This window comes from Vibrio sp. S11_S32, from assembly GCF_014694465.1.
In the GTDB taxonomy this organism is placed as follows: Bacteria; Pseudomonadota; Gammaproteobacteria; order Enterobacterales; family Vibrionaceae; genus Vibrio; species Vibrio algicola.
The window spans coordinates 23,124-43,512 of the sequence record NZ_JAAUWS010000021.1 but is presented as its reverse complement, the minus strand read 5'-3'; the positions used below and the strand labels follow the sequence as shown (position 1 = coordinate 43,512).

Annotated in this window: 14 protein-coding genes; 8 read left to right on the top strand and 6 right to left on the bottom strand. The window is 38.3% G+C overall.

Annotated features, from left to right (window positions below; translation table 11 throughout):
- Positions 1–415: 415 nt before the first annotated feature.
- The 5 genes from HC723_RS11100 to HC723_RS11080 all read left to right on the top strand — a co-directional run bounded on the left by HC723_RS11100 (position 416) and on the right by HC723_RS11080 (position 4,127).
- Positions 416–1,192 carry a ParA family protein gene (locus tag HC723_RS11100; RefSeq protein WP_190339126.1) on the top strand — a complete coding sequence of 259 codons (777 nt, stop codon included), beginning with the start codon at positions 416–418 and terminating at the stop codon, positions 1,190–1,192.
- 11 nt (positions 1,193–1,203) lie between these two features.
- Entirely contained in the window at positions 1,204–1,503 is a 300-nt protein-coding gene (locus HC723_RS11095) for a hypothetical protein (RefSeq protein WP_190339125.1), read from the top strand.
- A 169-nt stretch (positions 1,504–1,672) separates the two neighbouring features.
- Positions 1,673–2,113, top strand: a complete 441-nt coding sequence (locus HC723_RS11090; RefSeq protein WP_190339124.1) for a hypothetical protein — start codon at positions 1,673–1,675, stop codon at positions 2,111–2,113.
- Positions 2,114–2,459: 346 nt separating this feature from the next.
- Positions 2,460–3,011, top strand: coding sequence for a heat-shock protein (locus HC723_RS11085; RefSeq protein WP_190339123.1), 552 nt, complete (start codon positions 2,460–2,462; stop codon positions 3,009–3,011).
- A 510-nt stretch (positions 3,012–3,521) separates the two neighbouring features.
- Positions 3,522–4,127: a recombinase family protein gene (locus tag HC723_RS11080; RefSeq protein ID WP_190339122.1), complete on the top strand. Its 606-nt coding sequence runs from the start codon at positions 3,522–3,524 to the stop codon at positions 4,125–4,127.
- Between the two features lie 274 nt (positions 4,128–4,401).
- On the opposite strand, the gene HC723_RS11075 is transcribed toward HC723_RS11080, so the two are convergent.
- The 3 genes from HC723_RS11075 to HC723_RS11065 form a co-directional block, all read right to left on the bottom strand.
- A complete protein-coding gene (locus tag HC723_RS11075) occupies positions 4,402–4,554 on the bottom strand; it encodes a Hok/Gef family protein (protein ID WP_190339128.1) in 153 nt (50 codons plus the stop codon).
- A gap of 218 nt (positions 4,555–4,772) precedes the next feature.
- On the bottom strand, positions 4,773–5,033 hold the full coding sequence (locus HC723_RS11070; RefSeq protein WP_190339121.1) for a hypothetical protein: 261 nt from the start codon (positions 5,031–5,033) through the stop codon (positions 4,773–4,775).
- A gap of 471 nt (positions 5,034–5,504) precedes the next feature.
- Positions 5,505–8,102 (bottom strand): Ig-like domain-containing protein, encoded by a 2,598-nt coding sequence (locus HC723_RS11065; RefSeq protein ID WP_190339120.1) that lies wholly within the window; start codon positions 8,100–8,102, stop codon positions 5,505–5,507.
- 874 nt (positions 8,103–8,976) lie between these two features.
- Between HC723_RS11065 and HC723_RS11060 the strand changes: the two genes are divergently transcribed.
- The 3 genes from HC723_RS11060 to HC723_RS11050 all read left to right on the top strand — a co-directional run bounded on the left by HC723_RS11060 (position 8,977) and on the right by HC723_RS11050 (position 11,460).
- Positions 8,977–9,957, top strand: coding sequence for an ArdC family protein (locus HC723_RS11060; protein ID WP_190339119.1), 981 nt, complete (start codon positions 8,977–8,979; stop codon positions 9,955–9,957).
- 64 nt (positions 9,958–10,021) lie between these two features.
- Positions 10,022–10,534 (top strand): hypothetical protein, encoded by a 513-nt coding sequence (locus HC723_RS11055; RefSeq protein WP_190339118.1) that lies wholly within the window; start codon positions 10,022–10,024, stop codon positions 10,532–10,534.
- A gap of 557 nt (positions 10,535–11,091) precedes the next feature.
- Entirely contained in the window at positions 11,092–11,460 is a 369-nt protein-coding gene (locus tag HC723_RS11050) for a hypothetical protein (protein ID WP_190339117.1), read from the top strand.
- A gap of 11 nt (positions 11,461–11,471) precedes the next feature.
- On the opposite strand, the gene traI is transcribed toward HC723_RS11050, so the two are convergent.
- From traI to traD, 3 genes are all read right to left on the bottom strand, one after another.
- The gene (gene traI / locus HC723_RS11045; protein WP_190339116.1) at positions 11,472–17,330 is read right to left on the bottom strand and encodes a conjugative transfer relaxase/helicase TraI; all 5,859 of its coding nucleotides are present in this window, start codon (positions 17,328–17,330) and stop codon (positions 11,472–11,474) included.
- 69 nt (positions 17,331–17,399) lie between these two features.
- Complete coding sequence (locus HC723_RS11040) at positions 17,400–18,275, bottom strand: thioredoxin domain-containing protein (RefSeq protein WP_238925460.1); 876 nt, start codon at positions 18,273–18,275, stop codon at positions 17,400–17,402.
- A complete protein-coding gene (traD, locus tag HC723_RS11035) occupies positions 18,190–20,310 on the bottom strand; it encodes a type IV conjugative transfer system coupling protein TraD (protein ID WP_190339115.1) in 2,121 nt (706 codons plus the stop codon). Before traD ends, HC723_RS11040 begins: the two co-directional genes overlap by 86 nt.
- Positions 20,311–20,389 lie beyond the last annotated feature (79 nt).

Here is a 20,389-nt window from a genome sequence, read left to right as displayed (position 1 = left end):
GGTAATAACGTACGGAGAGAAGAATAATAGCGGACGGAAACTGACAGCCTTTAAACATAATGAGAACATCCGATTGGTAAGAACTACGGTATTTTACCGTAGTTCAGTCAAACTTTGCGACAGAACCTAGTCACCTACGTCACCATTTGAGCCTTATATCCCCGCCCTCAGATCCTCTTTCTAGTTGAAAGTGTATAATAATCAGATCGGGCGAGGGTTTACGGCGAGATTGCTAAGCCTCAAAAGATCATATTTTTATGTATTACATAGGTAATACAGGTTGATATATGTTCTCTATTCATTTAACATGTATTACATAGGTAATACAGGTGTTTGTTTTCCTTTTTTGCTACATGTAATGCATGTGGTTAATTATATTTTAATGTGTATTACATATGTAATACAGTGGGGTGTTATGAAAGTTATATCATTAGCAAATCAAAAAGGCGGAGTCGGTAAAACGACAACAATCGTTAATTTGGCCTCTGAATTAGCAAAGAAAAATAAAGTACTGGTGATAGATCTTGATCCACAAGGAAATTGTTCAAAAACACTTTCAAATGGTCAAACTAGTTTTGATTTTAATGAAACCATTGCTTGTCTGTTCGATAAACCTAAGATGGTTAATATTGTTGATTTGATCATCCCTGCGCAAGCTGCTGATAATTTGATTGATAATTTATTTTTAATTCCTACTGATTATCAGTTATCCCGTGTAATCGAAACATCACTAACAAAAATTAATCGTGAGAGAATTTTAGAAAAACAGTTAAGTAAAATATCAAAAGATTATGACTTTGTGTTACTTGATACTCCACCTAATCTATCTTTGACTACGTTAAATGCCATACAAGCATCGGAGTTGATTGTTATACCTATTGATTCAGGAGCTTATTCTCTTGATGGAATATCTCCACTATTGGATGCTGTTGATGAAATCAAAGATAATGAAGCAAACTATTGCATACTAAGAAATGAGATTGATAGTCGAAACACATTAATAAATAACTATATAGAGAAAGAGTTAGAGGTTGTACGAGATAACGTATTGAAAACAGTAATCAGACGTTCAGAGCATTTATCTCAAGCCAATGCTTTATCTATGCCGATAAGGCTCTACAAAAGAGGCTCTATTATAAATAATGATTATAGTTCTCTAGCTAAAGAAATTAATGCTATATGTAATACATAGGTAATACAGATATGGGTAGTAATAAATTATCAAATAAAGGTGCTAAGTCGTCATTAGCATCTCGCGCGGATAGACAAAATAAAACAACTATAACTACAGTGCGAAAGAAGCCTTTAACAACATATAAAGTGCCTCCTTTGACATTACGTCTATCGTTAGCCGATAAGCAAAAAGTGCAAGATTGGGTTGAGGAGCTTCAAGAGAATACGAACAGAAAAGTGTCTGCCGCAAAGTTATTTAGAGCATTAACTGCAATGAAAAATAATATAGATAACAATGAATTACTAGAATTGATTAATGACATGCAATAGGGGTGTATTACACATGTAATACATAAGAAAGAGCAGGCATTACAGAAAGACCTAACAGCCTTTTGATTTGCGCCGTAGGCGCCTATGTTCATCACCTTTAATCGACAACTCCAGTTTAGTTTCTAAGCTGCCTGTGCGGCAGTGAACAAATAAAGAATGGTCTCTTAATATGAAAAAAATAATTATGCTTCTTGCACTACTCCAATCAAGCTGCGCAATGGCGAACTGGGTCTACATGGATGACATGGCCGCCATAACAACAAACAAAAACGGCTATAGCGCAGTGCTACAAGCGGGAAAGGATGAGCTTTTAATTTTTTTCACAGCTCCCGCCTTGGCATGCGTTACGAACAGCGAGTCTCTGATAGCAAAGAACGCAAGGATACGCGTAAATAATGAGGTAATACTAGCTGACGTACAGTGCCTCGGGAAAGGGATTGCGGCATTTGTACCGGTCGGACACTATCAAGGCATGGTTGGCGCTTTGTTTCATTTCGAATCGTCGGTAAGGGTTGAATTCAACAGGTATGATAGTGAAACTTATTCTGCCATTGGGTATCAGGCGCAAAACGATAGAGTATTCGATAGTTGGGCCAAAATCCGTAAGTAATACAAAGCCCCACGTTAATGAGGATTTTTCTGCTCCAGTGCTATTGTGTAATTATTGAAAACAATTTCTAAGCTGCCTGTGCGGCAGTGAACTAGGTGCTAGAAATAAAGAGAACCGTTTACAGAATTACGAAAAACATAAATACTGTTTACAGATGCAACGATATATCGCATAATTAGACTTAATGATGCAGCAGACATAAAAATGCTTACATAGGTTTTTATGACATCACGTAACCTATATGGTCGAGGCAGTGCCCGGTAATGACGTTCTGATTCCAAGATTTATCTTGGCGAAGGCTCCCTAGATGGAGCCTTTGTTATTTCTACCTCTAAGTAAATTATTAATGAAAAAGAATCAAATATTCAATCTTAATGATAATGAAGTACAAAATTGGAAAAATTTTGAGCTGGATGGAATTGATTATGATTTTTCTCATTTAAAGGCTAAAAAAATCACTTTTACTCATCCTGAGCTTTGTGAAAATTACACACTTTTCTTTACCATTTCTCATCACGTTTTTACGACAAGTATCAAGGATGGTGATGAAATTGAACCGCATCGGATATACCCGTACCCAACAGATAAACGTCAATTCGACCTTATTAGATATAAATTGTCCTCAAATCTCCCTCAAATTATAGAAACGTTACCGGATCAGTTTTGCTATCACGGTGGGTATAGTCGATATTGTAGTTGCAAACTTCATCAAGATGACGGAACCGAAATTTACTATCAAGTCGTTTATCGAGTCTGGAAATCTAAAGGGAAAATGAGGTTCCATATAGAAAGTGCATACCCATTAGATGAGAAGCCAGGGAAGCCTAAAAAAGTTAATTTTTGGATTATTTGTTATAATTTACTTAATGGAAAAAAACTACCTAAACCTGCACAGTAGACTTTTTTATATATCTTCTTTTTATCCTCAATTGCGCTGAGTGATGCGTTTCAGCATATTGTCTACCTTCCATTGTTAACTGCCACATGTTTTCATTTTCTTTCGCGTTATCACTTAGCTGATGACCTGTGTTAGCTTGGTATTTTAGATAGCCGTTCTTAACTAGAGTGTGCATCGACACAAGAAAGTGGTTTGATGCTAGATCTTTATCTAAAGACTGGCTAATCGATTTTCTTAAATAGTTTGAGTTAACCGAAATATAAAGCCCATACCTCAATTCCATAAAATGAAGAAGCAATAGTGCTTGTTTCTGAATTTTACTTATTCTCAAATTAACCTCTAAAACGTACCCATACGAATTAAAGGTAAATTATTGCATTTTAATGCTTTAATGGTCAATATAAGTTGGTCAATAAATAATGGCCATTTTGAGTTGCTGTATTGAATTATTAGCCATTTACTTTAAAGTGGTCAATATAAGTATACCTAAATTGACCAAGTGGTGAGCAAGTGAAAGTTGCACGAATTTATATGAGAGTGAGTACTGAAGGTCAGGATCTCACTCGACAAGAAAATCTTATTGATGAAGCTAAAAAAAATGGTTTTTACGTTGCCGGTGTTTATAAAGAAAAAGCATCCGGTGCTCGAGCGGATAGACCAGAGCTTTTGCGAATGATTAGTGACTTACAACCAAGTGAGGTTGTTATCGCTGAAAAAATAGACCGAATAAGCAGATTGCCACTTATTGAAGCGGAAAAGCTGATTAGCTCAATAAGAGATAAAGGGGCTATGTTATCAATACCTGGTATTGTTGATTTATCCGATTTGGTTTCTGAATCAACCGGAACCGCTAAAGTTGTATTAGAGTCTATTCAAGAATTATTGTTAAAACTGGCATTACAAATGGCTCGTGATGATTATGAAACTCGACGCGAACGCCAGTTACAAGGGATTTCATTAGCAAAGGCGGGTGGTAAATATCGTGGACGAAAAGAAGACACAGACCGGAATGAACTTATTTTAAAGCTTCGCCCCCATCATACTATCAAAGAGACAGCTCGATTAGCCGGCTGTAGCATGAGTCAAGTTAAACTAATTTGTAAGAATGGCGTATAACATTAATGTTATACATTATTTTAAGGACGTTTTAATGAAGAAAATAATAGATAACTCTACTCTAGAATCGAGAAAATAGGTTCAGTCAAACTTTGCGACAGAACCCGTATTCCTATAGTAAAACCAACAAAATAAACGTTGTCAGTCCGGTGGCTAATGCCAGTCCAAGACTGGCAAACCACTGATGCGCAATGCATCAAATAACGGGGTGTATTGAGCAATATTCCAAAAACAATCAAAGAGTAAAGGGACCCGCTAATGCGGGTCACCTTAACTACTTCCTTACTTCGTAGGTAACAAACGTAGCGTTAAAGTTAACCTCCTTATTCTGAAAATGGACATCACAAAGTGAGTCCTTAAACAAAAATAGGATGGCGAATAATGTGATGCAAATGACCACCAAATTCGCTGTTAATTTATACTTCATTTGTTGCCTCTCGTTGTTAAGGAGGCTATACTTCGTATTGTCTTGATACATAAGTAAGCTCCATTCTGATTTATAGTCAGGTGGGGCTTTTCTTTTATCTGTACCTTAATCGTTAATATTCAGGCACAAATAACGCCCAAACACCCACGTAAATACTACTCTAAAAAACAATTAAAATCGCTTTTATTTAACGTATATCATTAATGATATACACGAATTCAGATTGATAACATTAGCTCAGTACCTTGGCTATCAGAATGCGATTCAAGCCTATTTTTCGCTTTTATCTTATCAATCAAAATTCGGTTTCTTTCATCTTGGCTTCGAGGCCACAACGTCCCTTTAATATTCGTATAATTCTCATTTCTCCCCGCTCGATCTAAATCTTTAAAATATTCATCAATTGAAGAATACACCTGACTTTTAAACTCAATTTTTTCGGCTTCTATCCACTTTGTAGATTCAATACTCTTGTTCATGTTGTTCTCTTTTTAAAGAGCCACGACCTTAAATATAAGGTCATGGCGATATCGTTAAGCGGCTTTATCCATTTGAGAATGATGTCGGCGTCCAATGAACTTTGATCAGAAATAGCGACTATTGATATACTTTTGGATGGTTGAGTCATAAAGTTTGATCACTTGTGAGGCGCATTACTACTAACTGGGCAGTAAGAGTGACAATAAAGATTGTTTAATATCTAAAACGTTTATGGACAGAAGCTTGTTAATGCCTTTGCTAAGTTAGCGAGTCATGAATAAATGCAAGTGTAAAAGTCCCTTAACTCATTGCATTGTATTGATTGGAAAGGTCAGATACTGGGTGCTCCCAATTGATGAACAATTCCAAATCATCGCAGGGAGCAACCGTAATACCCTTAAATTATGTATGAAGAGGTGCTAACTGATAGCTCTGGCTAAGAACAGCTAAAAGCACTGTTCTTAGTTGAATTACTTGAAGTAATAAGAAAACACGAGTTCGAGGGTATCAACATCACCTGCTAAATGATACCATTGTAGATCTGACTTAATTTGACCAAAGTCCAATACATTCACGCCGACGCCTATGTTAGGGTGAACATTATCCTCCACCTCGAAATCTTCCGCGTGGTTCGAACTTGCATCAAGATAACCTAAGCCCAAACTGAAGTACGGGGCGAATTTATCGCCCCAAAGCTGCGTAACTCGATAAACAAAGTTAAAGCTGTAATGTTGGTAATTGACCGTCATATCATTATATTGCGTATGTTCTGCTTTCAAATCGACACTATTTAGCCAACGATAAGTAAACTGGATACTCGCGTTATTATCAAATTGGTACCCTAAGCTACTTCCGAAAGAAAACTGACGGTTACTTTCCTGACTCCACGCGTTGTGGTCAGTATCTGGCTCTAACCATGAAATCCCAGGATTAGCTGTTACATATATTCCGTTATTCTCTTCTGCAGAATGAGCGAAAGGAGAAACACTTAACAATAGTGGGACGACCACTTTAACGGCAAGTGACTTTTGATGTCTAAACAGTACGAGTATCGTCAATAGCAGCGTGCTTAAGAACCCTATAGAACCACCACTGCTGGTTCCAGCGATAACCTTCCCCCCATAAGGAACACCGGCTTGAATATGAAGATTAACGGTAGCAGGGTAACTATGTCTTTTTCCAATATCTGTAACATCATATTCAAAGCTATCATCACCTATAAAACCAGCGTCAGGCGTGTAAATGAATTCACCAGTCTCCTTAAGTGTTACCGACCCATGCATTGGTTGTTTATAGATTCGCGCAGTTAAATCGGCATAAAAAGGAGCTTGTGTATTCGCGTCATCTGTATCGTTAAGCAACACACCTGGTGCAACAATAGTATCAATACTGTCTGCGTAAAGTGAGTAGCTATCATTATTAGCAACTGGCGCAGCATTGTTAGGGATAGGAGTCCAACCTGTGGAGAGAATTGTTATTGATACTTTTGCTTGGCTAGTATTGATTGAATAATAAAATTCATCATTGCCATAATAATCAGCATCAGGTTGATACTCAAAACTACCGTCAGCATGCAATGTGACACTTCCATACAAAGCATCTTGGTCTAATGCAGCGGGTGCTGAGTTTTCATTGGTATCATTTTTAAGCACTCCATTTTGACTAGAGACAATCAACTTAGTATCTTGATCAACCTCATAGCTATCTGGGTGAGCATAAAGAGATTCATGTTTTTCGAATGCGCCAATGTCGATTCTCAACCCCTGCGGGCGGGTTTGTTTGAGGTAATCTGATGTGATTGAGTTACCATCGTCATATAGCGCTTTATCGTCGTCGCCTTTATCAACAAGGGCTATTGAAAGCGTGTTTGGAACGAAACAATTAGTTGTAACGCACCCTGCAAGTGACAGGCCAGTGTTAGGGGTATCATCGACACCAGGTGACGAAATAAAGTTATCATTGTTCTCTGCCAATGGGTAAATAGTTGTATCGTCCCAATTTGTTGGATAAATTGCAGAGCCAACATTATTTACACCATCGACTGTAATGAGTAGATTGTTATTGGCTATAAGTTGAGCACTATTGATTAACTCTATATGGGTCGCTTTGTAAGTAGCAGGGTCTACATTTTTAGTAATAGTCGGGTAATACAGCGTGCTATTGGTTAGCGTCAATTTTCCTTTATTGACATAGATTGGCCAACCTCTATTAGCATCCCTTCCATCAAATAAAGTATTTATAATTTGTGCATCAGCTTCATTAAATCTAAAAGTAGAATTAAATAAGCCTTTAAATATACTATCTTTGATGACTGCCGTTGTGCTGCCTGAACTATCTTGACTAACTTGAATAACATGACTCGCTGTGTTTTCATCCAATGGTCCATTAGATTCAAAAGCCGTGTTTTCAATAAAAACATTACTATTAAAAATAAGGGTAGGTGCTGATCTTGGGCCAAGATTTTCGAATATAAATGAATCTTTTATTGTAACAATGCCATCTTGAGTAGACATGATGGATGCCTCTCCTTGCCTAGGCACTATCCTATATAGGATAACGTTATTGAGTGTTACATTAGCGTTATCGGAAAAGATAAAACCTGACATGTGTTCTGCCCACACATTTTCAATGGTGACATCAATGGGGCGCCCTGCGGTATTTCGAGGATTGATGTCAAATAAAAGACCAGATGATCTTAGAATCTGATTGTTAGGATCATTCGGATAACCAGTATTAAATGAGCCAGTATCAGAAACCCAGCGTTGATGGTCATTAATGTGGACATAATCATCGCCTAATCCTCGAATGATAATATCATCAGTAATTGTCATTCGGTTGTCGGTTTGACCTGAAGGGACTTCACCCAAATTAGGCGAGATAGGTGCTTGTGCATTATATGAAGCCGGTATTTCGATAGTATCTAAACCAGGATTAGCATTGGCCTTTTCGATGAAATCTCGAAGTGAGCCCATGCCTTGATCACTACTTGTTGTTACCGTATAAGTGGCAGATTGTACGCTCAAAGAGCTAAAAAGTAGTCCAAATAAAATTATTGACTTTGGAGTCATATCACCATCCTTGATATCCATGAAAAAACTAAGCCCAGATTTTTTTAAGTTACTTGTAACCAACAACTTAGCTCATATATAAGAATATCACAACTCTTCCTAAGTAATAATTTTTGGAGATGTGTATACTTGGGTGCGGACGGGAGTTTTTTCAAAGTAATGTGTTTGCTTTACACATTAGTTAGTTCTATTACGATCTAGATGGGTTCTAGAACGTTTTGGGGCAGAAGCATGTTAGCTAATTCGTTCCTCCAGACCTGAAATTACTCAAAACAGATCAATTTTTATTGTAAATGATCAGACTTTATTAAAACTAAGCAAAGTTTATTGTCCGCCGACAAAGAAAGATACTTACATTGGGCTGGTGAATGCCGTACACGCAGCTGCCATTCTCAACGTTGTTCTTGAAACTCCTATTTAATATAGGGGCTTTTTTTTGGGGCGAATGTTCATTTTTGGTCTTGGTTAAAACAAAAGAGCCGTTTTAACCAGGACCAACATTCACGGCTTTTCGCTGCGCTCGCCACGCTAACTTGATTCATCACGAAAACAAGTTTTCTATTCATCTAAGTTCCAGTCGCACAATCCCCTCGCAACATCAAAAGCCTAAAGCCTAAAGCCTCAGAGCCAAATCAAGGGCTTTCACTGCATGATAATAAGTTCAACTAAGCCGTTACTGGCGTTTTCATTCGTCATTTGCCCTCTTAGATAACGCCACACAGTGCATTACTCTTCCTGCAAATCAACTCACAACAGACCCCCAATAACAAGGGAGGCTTCGCCGCTGCGCGCCCTTGTCATTGAGCGCCATGTCGTGAGGTTGAGCAGTCAGGCAATGCACTGAATAGCGATATCTTAACCAAGAGGACTTAACATGACGAACTCAACGCAAGCAACGGCAAGTTTCCCTAATTCTCAAGCAGCGACCAAAGGCTTACCTTTGGAAACCAAGGCGCAGTCTAAAAGCGATAATAGTAAAAGCAAAAAGAAAAAAGCGACAAAAGAAAAAACGGATTTTTATCAAGTTGTCACGGATTCCATTATTGCCAGTTTAGAAAAAGGCGTTAAGCCGTGGGCGTGTCCTTGGGATACGTCAAGCTGTAATGAAATGCCATACAATTTTAAAAGTGGCATTCAATATTCGGGTATTAATATTTTATTATTATGGGGTTCAGCCACAGATCAAGGTTTTAAAAAATCAGCATGGCTAACGTATAAACAAGCTCAAGAAATGGGGGCACAAGTTCGTAAAGGTGAAAAAGGAACAACCATCATTTTTTACAAAACGTATGCAAAAGAAGATAAACAAACTGGAGAAGAAAAAACACTACCCGTATTAAAAACGTTTACGGTTTTTAATATCGAACAAATGGATAGCATTGATATTAAAGAAACTGAAATAATAGAACCGATTAATACCTTAGATTATAGTCAATTTGCTCACGTTGAAGCGGCAATAAAAATGACAGGGGCGAAAATAACCGAAGCGGGCAATAAAGCATTTTTTAGGCCGTCAACCGATGAAATATATTTACCGCCTCGTAGTACGTTTAATAGTGAAGCGGATTTTTTTGCAACAGAATTTCACGAACTCACACACTGGACAGGTGGCGAAACTCGATTAGACAGAACAAAAGGAAAACGGTTTGGTGATAACGCTTATGCTTTTGAAGAATTGATAGCAGAGTTAGGCAGTGCTTTTTTAATGGCTGAATTTAATGTTCGTGGGAAAGTGCAACATGACTCATATATAGATAATTGGATTAAGGCACTTAATAACGATAAAAGATTCATATTTAAAGCCGCGAGTTTTGCAAGTAAAGCTCACCGTTTTATTTGCGAGTCAGTACATTAAGCAGGTATAATAAAGGGGTGTTATCGCCCTTTATTATCTTGTTTGTGAGTACAAAGGAGTAATAATGAATATTATTGAATGTCGCCAGTCATTACTAACGAATAAGCCCAATCACAATAACTTGTCGTGTGGCAATGAAAATCAAATAAAAAATAAGATCGCTCACCTAACCACTTTTTTTAAAAACAAAACAGAGCGAATGAATGAAACCATTATTCAATTAAAGCAAGAAGATATTTATCATCAAGTAAAATCACTTATGCTAAAACCAAAAGAAGATCACTATCCTTTTTACGGTTTAATGGGAATATATCGACTTGCTACTTTATTGAGTGCAGATACTTCCTACTCGTGGTCAGTGTGTTTATTGAATTACGGTGTGGTTATTTTTAGCGATTTTAAAGAAATAACTATGTGTGCTTTTTTTGCTGAAAACAAAAACGGGGAATATTACCCCGCAGAATTTAATTACAACAAACACCCGATGGAATTTGGAGCAAAAAAATATATTGATAACTATTATTTCAAAATGTATAAAGAAAAATACGAGTCTCAACATGAGGAGTCTTTAAAATAAATGGTCATTTATTTTTATCACTAGTAAGCCATGCGTGAATAACCGCATGGCTTTTTTATTGCTCGAACCCCAGCCTTTCATTCTCACCTTATATTTTCGCTAGTCATTCAAACGCCATTTTGGGCTACCGTTTTTCCTATAAATAAAGCAAAAAAGAAGCATGAGTATTATCGGCGATTAAGAGGTATCTATGGCCTCCATGAGAGGTTACACCCCTCGCAATCTTTCAGATTGCCGTAAGTGGTTGTCTGTAAAGGAGTTTCCATAGAATTTATTTTTTTGAAAACAAGCCTAAAGATATGCTGAAATCATACCCACATTATACCCACGCGTGGGTATAATGTGGGTATTGTATAAATATCAGTTACTTAGCTATAAAGTGCATAATCATACCCACATTATACCCACTATAAATATTGTTATAAAACAATAGCTTGCTTATTTAGTGTGTACAATCATACCCACAGTGGGTACAATCATACCCACAGTGGGTACAATCATACCCACGGGTGGGTACAATCATACTCACCTGTTTTTGTACTTTTTGAGGCTTGAAAATGAAAAGAAATGAAAGAATACAAGTAACGATGCCGACCAAAACAAAGGAATGGGTTATCCAGTATCAACAAGACAATGGATTACAATTTACCTCCGATGCAGTATTGGAATTATTAGAATTTGCTATCCGAATTAAGGATAATGCAAAGAATGATGATACGATTTCTAATCGTGAGTTATTGGAAAGTATTTTAGAGAATGTGCTTATCGGTCAAAGAGTATCTAGAAATGTTTTGGGATATGCTTATATTAAAGGGAAATTACAAGAGGAGGGGCTAATGAGTGATGTTAAGAAATTAATTGATAATGCTAAAAATAAAGCAATGACTGAAAAAGAAAGTATCCTTATTAAAAATAAGGATACTTAATACAGGGGTTACTACAAAGAGAAGTCATCTATAGTGATTTCTCTTTCAGGGGTGATGTGGTTATCATTAGACGGTAAATCATTAAACTCTTTTTCTATGTCTTTGGTTGTGTCCTTATCGTTAATAGACAGTTCGGAATTTAATTTGTCGGTGTCTTTATTGGTTGAAATATCATCTTTATGGATGAGATCTTGTTCCAGTTTGTCATTATTGTCTAGGTTGTGATCAAGGCGGTCATTTTTATCAATTAAACTAAGATTATCTTCTTTGATTATTTCCACGTGCACGCCCTTATCTTCTAATGATGATTTTATATTTTCAAGAACATCCTCGCTTAATTTATTATTATCAATAATGATAACTTCATGGTTATTAATTATATTGATGTCTGTGGCTTTTAGATTGTTTAAGTTGTCAATGGTGTAAATAGATAGATTGCTATTTAATTCTTGACTGATGGATAAAGCATTTTCAGTTCCTTCAATAATAACCGCAGGGTAGAGTTCGCTTTCTTTGTTGATTTCGATTAAGTGTTTTGATTTGTCACCTAATATCCTTTTGTTCACGTTTAAATCCGCCAGCTCACCATTATCTTTTAAATATGTTACTTCAACGGCTTGTGCATTATTATTCTTATCAATATACGTGGCTATCATGGCGGGGTGGGTGTTTTTTGATTCAGATGAATAAACACTAGGATTAAAGCTTACGCTGTTTATATTGTTAGTATTGATGCCCTTATTGGTTAAATATGTGTCAGCGGGCGTGTCTTTGATAGGTGTTGAGGTTTTGTTATAGTGAATCGCATATTCTTTTAACTTAGATAGTTGTGCGGGCATCGTATTGATTAATAATTCATTGTTATCATTTTTAATAATGCCGAACTTATCAGGCTCACTTAATAAGTTCTCGGCCTTTTCGATGGCATCTTTAAATGAAATGTCCTCAATGTTTTTGATTAAATTAATTAAATTACCTCGCTCACCTGTATCCCAATTTTTATAAAAGCCTCTGAACTCCCCCGTTAAGGAGACTTTCGTTAGACTGTTTCCAATGCCAAAACTTAAGTGGTCTTTGGTTGATTTTGATTGATTGGGCTGGCCTAGATAGTGCGTAAAAAGGCTTTCTGTGTAAGGCTGTAGTGCTTTGTTTACATGTTTTGAGTAGGCCGTTAAAGAGAAATTTCCGTCCTTATCTTTAAACGTTGGGTTGTCATATTTGCTTTTTGGGTTATCAAAGTACGTCTCTTTTACTGGTGTAATTTTCTCGATTGTTTCGATAGCGGATGGTGTGTCTTTTTCATGATTTAACCAGCTTAACATGGTGTTTTTTACATCGTCAGTAATGATCATCATGTGATCACTGGCGCGAGATATATCAATATACGCTCGTCGAATATTGGTTAATTTCGCGGTTGATTTAATCAAGCTAATGACGTTTTTATACGTTGCCCCTTGCGCCATATCTGAGGTTTTGGTGTATCGGTGATCCCAATGTGCACTCTTCATATCCTGTAAATCGAGCGAATGAATGCGTTGACTTTCATCACTTTGAGCGACCAGTGTGTGTTGATCGATAGAGAGTACCGTCAGCGGTTCGTTACCTCCTAAATTCCTATCTGTATCCGATTGTCGCCACATTATCTTGTCATTAGATGATAGTTGAGGGGTGCTTTTTTGCCACAGCCCCGTATATTGATGGTTGACTTTTTCAGGGAAAAAGGGCGTTATTTCCCCTGTTTGTGTGTTCGTTAAACTTACGATTTTGTGAGTGTTATCAACATGATTAATCAAGTAATAGTCATTGTTTTTTTGAGTTAGATATTGACCCTTTTTGTAAGAGGCGGTGAGCTTCATTTCTTCACGCGTTAATCCTAATGATTTTAATCTTGTCGTGGGGAGGTTTTCTTTTCCAAGTGTCCCTTCTGCTTGTAATCCTTTTCGGATCATATTGGTGACATGATCTCGCTCAAGATTGGTATAAGCAATAATAAGCGTGTTATCTCTTGATTCAGATGTTCTAGATAAGTATTCCTTTGTCGCGAGTTCGTAAATTTTTTCCTGAGCGATCTCGGTGTTTTTGTGGTGTTCATTTGTCAATTTTTTGTATGTTGAAATAATGTGAGGATGGTGTTTTTCAGTGTTTTGCTCGGATGAGGCGTTCTTATCGAGTGGGACGGTTTCTTTATTAGATGCTTGTTGTTCTAGGCTTTTTATTGCGGAATGAGGGGATTGATCGATAATATGTTCAACCGCCTTTTTTAAAGGGGTATTTTGTTGTCTCACAATGTCTTTCATCACCGTCACCGCAAGTTTTTTTTGTTTGATCCCTAATTCAAACGGCTTTCCCGCTTCTTGTGATTGAAGCTGATCTTTATCCCCTAGATAGACAGCTCTCGCGCCTACACTCGATAACGTTTGATTTAACGTGTCGATTTGTTTGTTTGACATCATGGAGGTTTCATCCACGAGAAATACAGTATTTTGATATTGATTGCTTACACTTTCTTTGGTGTTCATCGCTTGTAAAAAAGATTGCACCGTTTGGCTTGGTACGCCTTTTTCTTTTAACTCATTGACTGCTGAGTGAGTGGGCGCAAGTCCTTTAAAGGTGATCCCTTCTTTGTGTTCATTGGTGATTTTAATGGCTTGTTCTAGCATGGTGGATTTACCTGTTCCTGCAAATCCTTGGATAGCAATAAATCTATCGGTCGTGGTCAGAATATGCTTGATCCCCTCTGATTGACTTGGGGTATTTCGGGTTTGGCTTAAAAAGTCATTGATCGCTTTGTTGTTGGTTACTAAAGGTATGACTTGGCCTTGGCCTTGCTCAAATTGAGTCAATATTCGTTTCTCACACGCGAGTGCCTCTTGTGTGACCCAACGCGTCCCATCACTATAAGCGACCGAAAATATATCCCCCTTTTCGAAGATGCTGGTTAATTGTTTTTCAATGTCAGCTTTAGAAAGAGGTGTATTATATTCTTCGAGTGCTATTTTGAGGGTGTCTTTGACAAGATCGGGATGACGCATAGCCGCTTGTTTTTCGCTAATACTAGACAGCGCATGTTGTACAGACTTTTCGATAATGGATTTTGATTGATGCGCACCCGTTATAGCCTTGAGTGCTTCTGTCACATCTTGGGTTAAGGTCAGGGTAGTCTCACGGTTTAAATACTTATCATGCGTTGGGGCATAACTTTGACTGTGGTTTATTACCTCATTGATAGAGGATGGTCTTTGCGTTACTTGTGCTAATTTTCCTTTTAACTGTTCACTATTATTCGTGAAAAAAGTTAACTGACGAGTTTTGTTATCCAATAATTCATTGAGTGTGTTTTGATCCGCTTGATAGCTTTTCGTTGCAAACCAAATTGTATCTTTTTCTAGTTCGCGTTGATTGAGTGTCCCCGCGAAACCATGATCAAGGGCGGAGTAGTGTAATTTTTCATTATCTATATGTATAATTTTCCCGCTTTTTTCTTCTTCTACAGTAATACCTTTCTCATTGACGGCTTGTACAAAAAGTCTCGCTCCTTTTTCAATAGTGGTTTTAAAAATGCCTTTTGAGGCTTGAAGTTGATCACCTTGCGCGATTTCTACTGATTTTTGTGTTGAAAAAGCAATAGAGCGTTGCGCGAAATGTGCGCTTTTCGCTTCAATCCAGCGAGGTTTTTCTTCATTGCTCGATTGAAGCAATACCTTATTGGATTTTTTGTTAATTTCCATCACGGTATGAACAATGGGCTTCTTATCAACAAATTCGGTGAGTAACATTCCTTTGGTAAAACTGGCGGCACTTTCTTGTTGTTCTGGCGTTAAATAGGTTGGTTGTAACGTTTCAATAACTTGTCTTTGTGTACCAAGTTGCCCTGACGCGTTAAGTTCTTCTCGAATCAGCGTATTGAGTTTTTGAGCGTCTTTTTTTGTCGGCGATAACACTTGAGTGTTCATGCGATCTTTTTGAGAGAGTGCGCTATATTCTTGCGCAATATATGCAGTATCGAGACTCTTTCCGTGTGCGTGTATTTGTACATCGGTGTTGGTTTGATGATTTTGTCGCCATGATAGAATAGGGGTTGGTGTGCTTTTAAGCGTTTCCATCGCATTACCTGAACCAAAAGACTGGCGTTTGTCTTTGTGGTTTAAGAACACCACTTTACTGTTTGATTGATGTGCTTTTGCTATTAATAATTGAGTGGTGTCTAGATTTAACTTATTGGCCTGCTCCACAATGACAATCCCCTTTGCGGGAAAAGAGTGATCTTCTTGTAGGGCTTGGTGAATATTGAGTGCTTTATCATTTGCAACTAAATTTTTAATCCATTGCATTGGGGTGAAAGCGGGGCGGTGAATATTCGACTCAACCGATTTTTTAGATAAAAAATCAGGGGCTAACAATAATGCGGGCTGTTTAGATCCACGGCTCACATGCAATAAGTGATTAACAAAAGACTCGCTACTGCCCTTGATGTCCACAATCTGTGCTGTTTTTTTACTTTCCATAATGGCAGATAAGGTTTTGTTGCCGTCTTTATTGAGATTGAGTTGTTGTAAGGCTTTTTCGTTGAGGTTGGTATTTAATGTTTTACGTTTGATTTGTGCGGTGGCCTTGAGTTGTTCCTCTTTGTCGATAGCCTCTTGTGTAGTGAATTGATCGGCATCTTTGGTTAAAGGGATAATTGAGCCTTGCTCAATTCTATTGTTTATTTCGGTCTTTAAGGCCGCCATATCATGAACATGGCCTTGGGATAATTCGCCCACCGCTAACGTCATGACGTCACTAAAGCGTAACTTTGTTTGCTGACGCGATAGGTGATTAATGGATAAATCCAAAGATTGCCTCGCCTCTTTTGTCAGAACTGGCGAGGCCGTCAATTCAATATGCTTTTGTTGTGTCGCGTGTACCAGTGCCGCTCCATCAAATTTTAAGGCTTCATTGGTGGCAAGCCATTGAGATTGTAGCGTGCTTTCAGGCGTATAGGTTTTCGCTTTTCGGGTGGTTTGCGCGGCAATGTCACGAGATTTTCCCGAATCCATCCCCGTATCTTTTACGTGTTGAATGATTTCTTGTCGTCGGGTTGAGTTTGCGTCGATAACCTCATTCGGCACATTACTGATGTCCATTTGGCCGTTGCCAAGCGACTTAATAGAATACCCCATTGACTTTAAATCAACACCAAGGTGTGAGTGATAAAGGGCGGAGTAATATTTTTGGTCGTGCATGATGCGCTCAAACGTGCCTTGTTTTTCTTGTCCATTTTGGTTTTTTTTAGAGGCGAGGTTTTTCATTTCACCGCGACTATCGCGGGTGAGATTAGCCATGAGTGTATGGGTGTGTAATTGCGGTTCATTGTTACGACTGGTTTGATGCTGTACGAGTCCAAATAGGAGGCTTTCGGTGTTCTCAAAGGTCGAGGTTTTATCTTGAGTGAGGCGAGCTTGCGCCGTATTTTTTTCAATTTCATGGCATACCATTTTTACCGCATTTTGATGCGCTTCAACAATACGGGTGTCCCCGTACACTAAAGCCATAATGCTGACCCCTTTCGGGGCGGAAAAGGTTAAATCATATCCATTGCGGCGGTGTTCGCTTCCCGCCCTAGGCGCAAGACCTGAATCAAGCTGACCCGCTAATACCTGATTGAGTTTTTCTTCGGTAATAGCCTTACCGTCAATACCTTCGTTTTTTGCCAGTTGTCCAAACCATTGTGTATTGAGGGTGTGTGGGGTTTTTTCTAGGTAATAATCCCCTGGTTTATTTTTGTCTAATTTAAATTGAGTTTGAGAAAGATTAGCTTCTTTTTCTTCTTTGAGATAGTAATCAGATGCACCCGATGCGCCGCCTTTGATAGAGCTTAATGACATCATAATAAAAATTCCTTATGCGTAAAAAAGCCCCTCATTTGAGGGGCGATGACTTTATTTTTTTGGGGATTGTTATTTTTTTTGTAAAGTAGCGATTGCTTTATTTAAAGCGGCATTGTCTGCGCCATTGATAACGAAAATATTATCAATGGTTGCCCCTGTTGATGGCATGACTACAAAGGCGGGTGTGCCTTTAAAACCCAATTCTGAGAATAGCTGTAGGTTTTTTTGATAGCTTTCAGTTGGGGTGAATTCACTGATGTTAATGCCCGCCGCCTTCGCTTTTTTATTTATGATCGATTGGGTGAGCTTGCCCTCATTTAATCCTGTATTAAATATCCCGTAATGATAGTTGCTGTAAGCCTTTCCTCCTTTTTGAGAAAAGACTTCTAGCCCAATTTGAGCGGCATATTTTGACGGCTCCCAACGGCTACCAAAGATAGGAGTTTCTTTGTAAATGAATTTAATATTTGGGTGATGGATTTGCATCTCATGCACAGTAGCCGCTATTTTTGCGCAATAAACACACTGATAATCAAAGAACTCAATTACATTTACCTTGGCATTTTTGTTACCCACAAAAGGAGTGGTTTTGTCTCGTAATAGCTCTTTCTGGTGAGAAAGAACGGATTGTTTTTGTTGGCTTTGTTGTTGCTGAATTTGTTTCTCCTGTAATTTTTGGCTCACAGTGATGAGCACTTCGGGGTGGTCAATGAGATATTGGCTAGCAATGTTACCAATTTGTGCCTGTTGCTCTGGTGTAAAGGTTGTTGGTGTCGCCGCATAACTTGATGTGCTTAATAGCGCGAGAAAGATAGGCGTTAATCGTGTGATTGATGTTGTCATTTGATTTCTCTTTTCGTTATAAATCATTTTCAAAGTCTTCGCTGATGATTTCATTTTCTGCTGTAAACATCTCTTGAGTGGTTTTTTCTTCGGATTTTTCATTTTCTTTATCGTGTCGATTATCGGCTTCTTCAAGATGGTGACGAGCGGGGGATACCACGTCTTTTTTTGATGATGTTTGTTTCAACTCGGTAAGGTTATTTTTTGTATCCTTTAACGTCTTTTCCAGTGCCGCCATCTCCTTTCGTTTTTCTGCTTGTTCTTCTTTGTCATTTGAATACATATCGCTGAATTCTTGGAATAGTTTGTGTTTCGTTTCATCTTCTAAGACAGATACTGCCGATATTTGGCTGTAAGCTCTTATTTCTTCAAGTTTGTTCATTTTTTCAGAATAATGAATTTCCCTTGGGATGAAAGGCTCTGCGATTTGTTTAAATTTGTCGTAGTGCAATTGCAGCTTGGTTATTGGGTAGCTGCCCGCCGTTTTTAACCAGCATTCCAAGTCTTCTAATTGCGATATTTGCGTGGCAGTGACTGCTTGACGTTTCACGTTTTGATGCCCGAGTGATACGCCATCTCGCACTGTATTCGCGCCATACGAGTATTGTTCTTTAGATATTTCTAGTTCTTGTTCCCCCAAGTCTTTGCTTGAGTGAATAGCCATCGGATCGGATGGCGCCCGAAAATAGAACCGCGTATTGAGTAAATCAAACATTTCCATTGCGGCGTTGCGCCCGTAGTTTTTTTCCAATTGCGCGTAAGACTGAATACCGACAACGTAACAGCCCCCAAACTTCCTCACTTCTGCGATAGTTTCGGCAAGTTCAGGCAGTTTATGAAGAGTGGGCATTTCATCCATAATGACCCATACGCGGCGATTTTGATTGGGTGTTAATCCTAAAATTGCGGTCGAAGCAATGGACAGCCACATAGAGATAAGCGGTCTCAGTGAGGCGTGTTGATGCGCGTTACTGGATAAAAATAAGACCCCTTTTTGTTCCTCATCTTGTACCCATTCACGAATAGAAAAACGCTTTCTTACGCTGCCATCTTCTAATGGTTGATCGAGACCTGATAAAAATCGTAATGACTTGATGTAAGCCGATAAGATGGATTTAATAGAAATGGCAATTTTTGCTGCTTTATCGGAGGTTAAAGAGCTGGATTCTGTACCTTTTAAATAGGCCGATAAATCCTCAATTTGTGACATTAATAGCATCTCTAAAAAACGTTCATTAGAGCGGTTGCTATCATCACGCATCTTAAAAGCCGTTGAGGCAAAAATGGTTCTTGCCGCTAAGACCCAAAACGGATCGCCTTCCCCGTGTTGCGGGATAAGCGCGGCGGCTTGGTTCTCAAAATCCGTATCTTCATGTGCATCGCACCAAACGTCCCAATTGGGGCAGCGTTCATCGAAGGGGTTTAAAATGACATCTTTTTCTGGTTCGTAAAACATGCCTGTAAAAGTGCAGCCTTTGTCGTACACAATGGCCTTATCCCCGCGCATTTTTACCCAGCGCAAGAGTTTGCGAAGCGCAACGGATTTTCCCGTCCCTGTTGTGCCGTTCATAAGGGTGTGTTGATACTCAAAGTCTTGCTTAAAAATTTTCATTTTGTCGAAGGTGAGCGAGGATTGTTTTTTGCGTTTCTTCAATTCTTTCTCAAGCTGTTTTGGCTCAACAATTTGTACTCCTCGAATGAACCTGTCTGCTGTTTGTTCTTCACCTTTGCTACGAAAATACTTAACTAGTCCCAAGGTCACAATTAGGCAGGAAACAAAAGAACATAAGAAATAGACTTGGATTTTCCAGAGGGAATCTGAAAACGTATTAACTAAGATAGAAAGGTGTTTCATTTGCCCTAAAGTATAAGCATAACGATGACCATCGAGCAGCATTGAAACGGGGTGATTATTTCCGAGCCAAAGTCCCATCGTTTGGAAATTAAGATAATAGCCAATCGCTTTAAGCTGATTCATTGTAAAAAAAAGGTAGCACAGTATCAGTGTACATATTGCGGAGGCCATGAACATCCAGAGTGTAATACGGCCTTGTATTTGCATAAACATCCGTATGTTATGAAAAGTGATTTGGCCTCCTCGTGTCACCGAGTTGGCTTTTTGTTTGTCTGAAAACATAGAAATTCCTTTGTTAAAAATGGGCTTATTGTTGTTTTATTAATCGTTATGACCTATAATTAGGTTATTAACTAGGTCT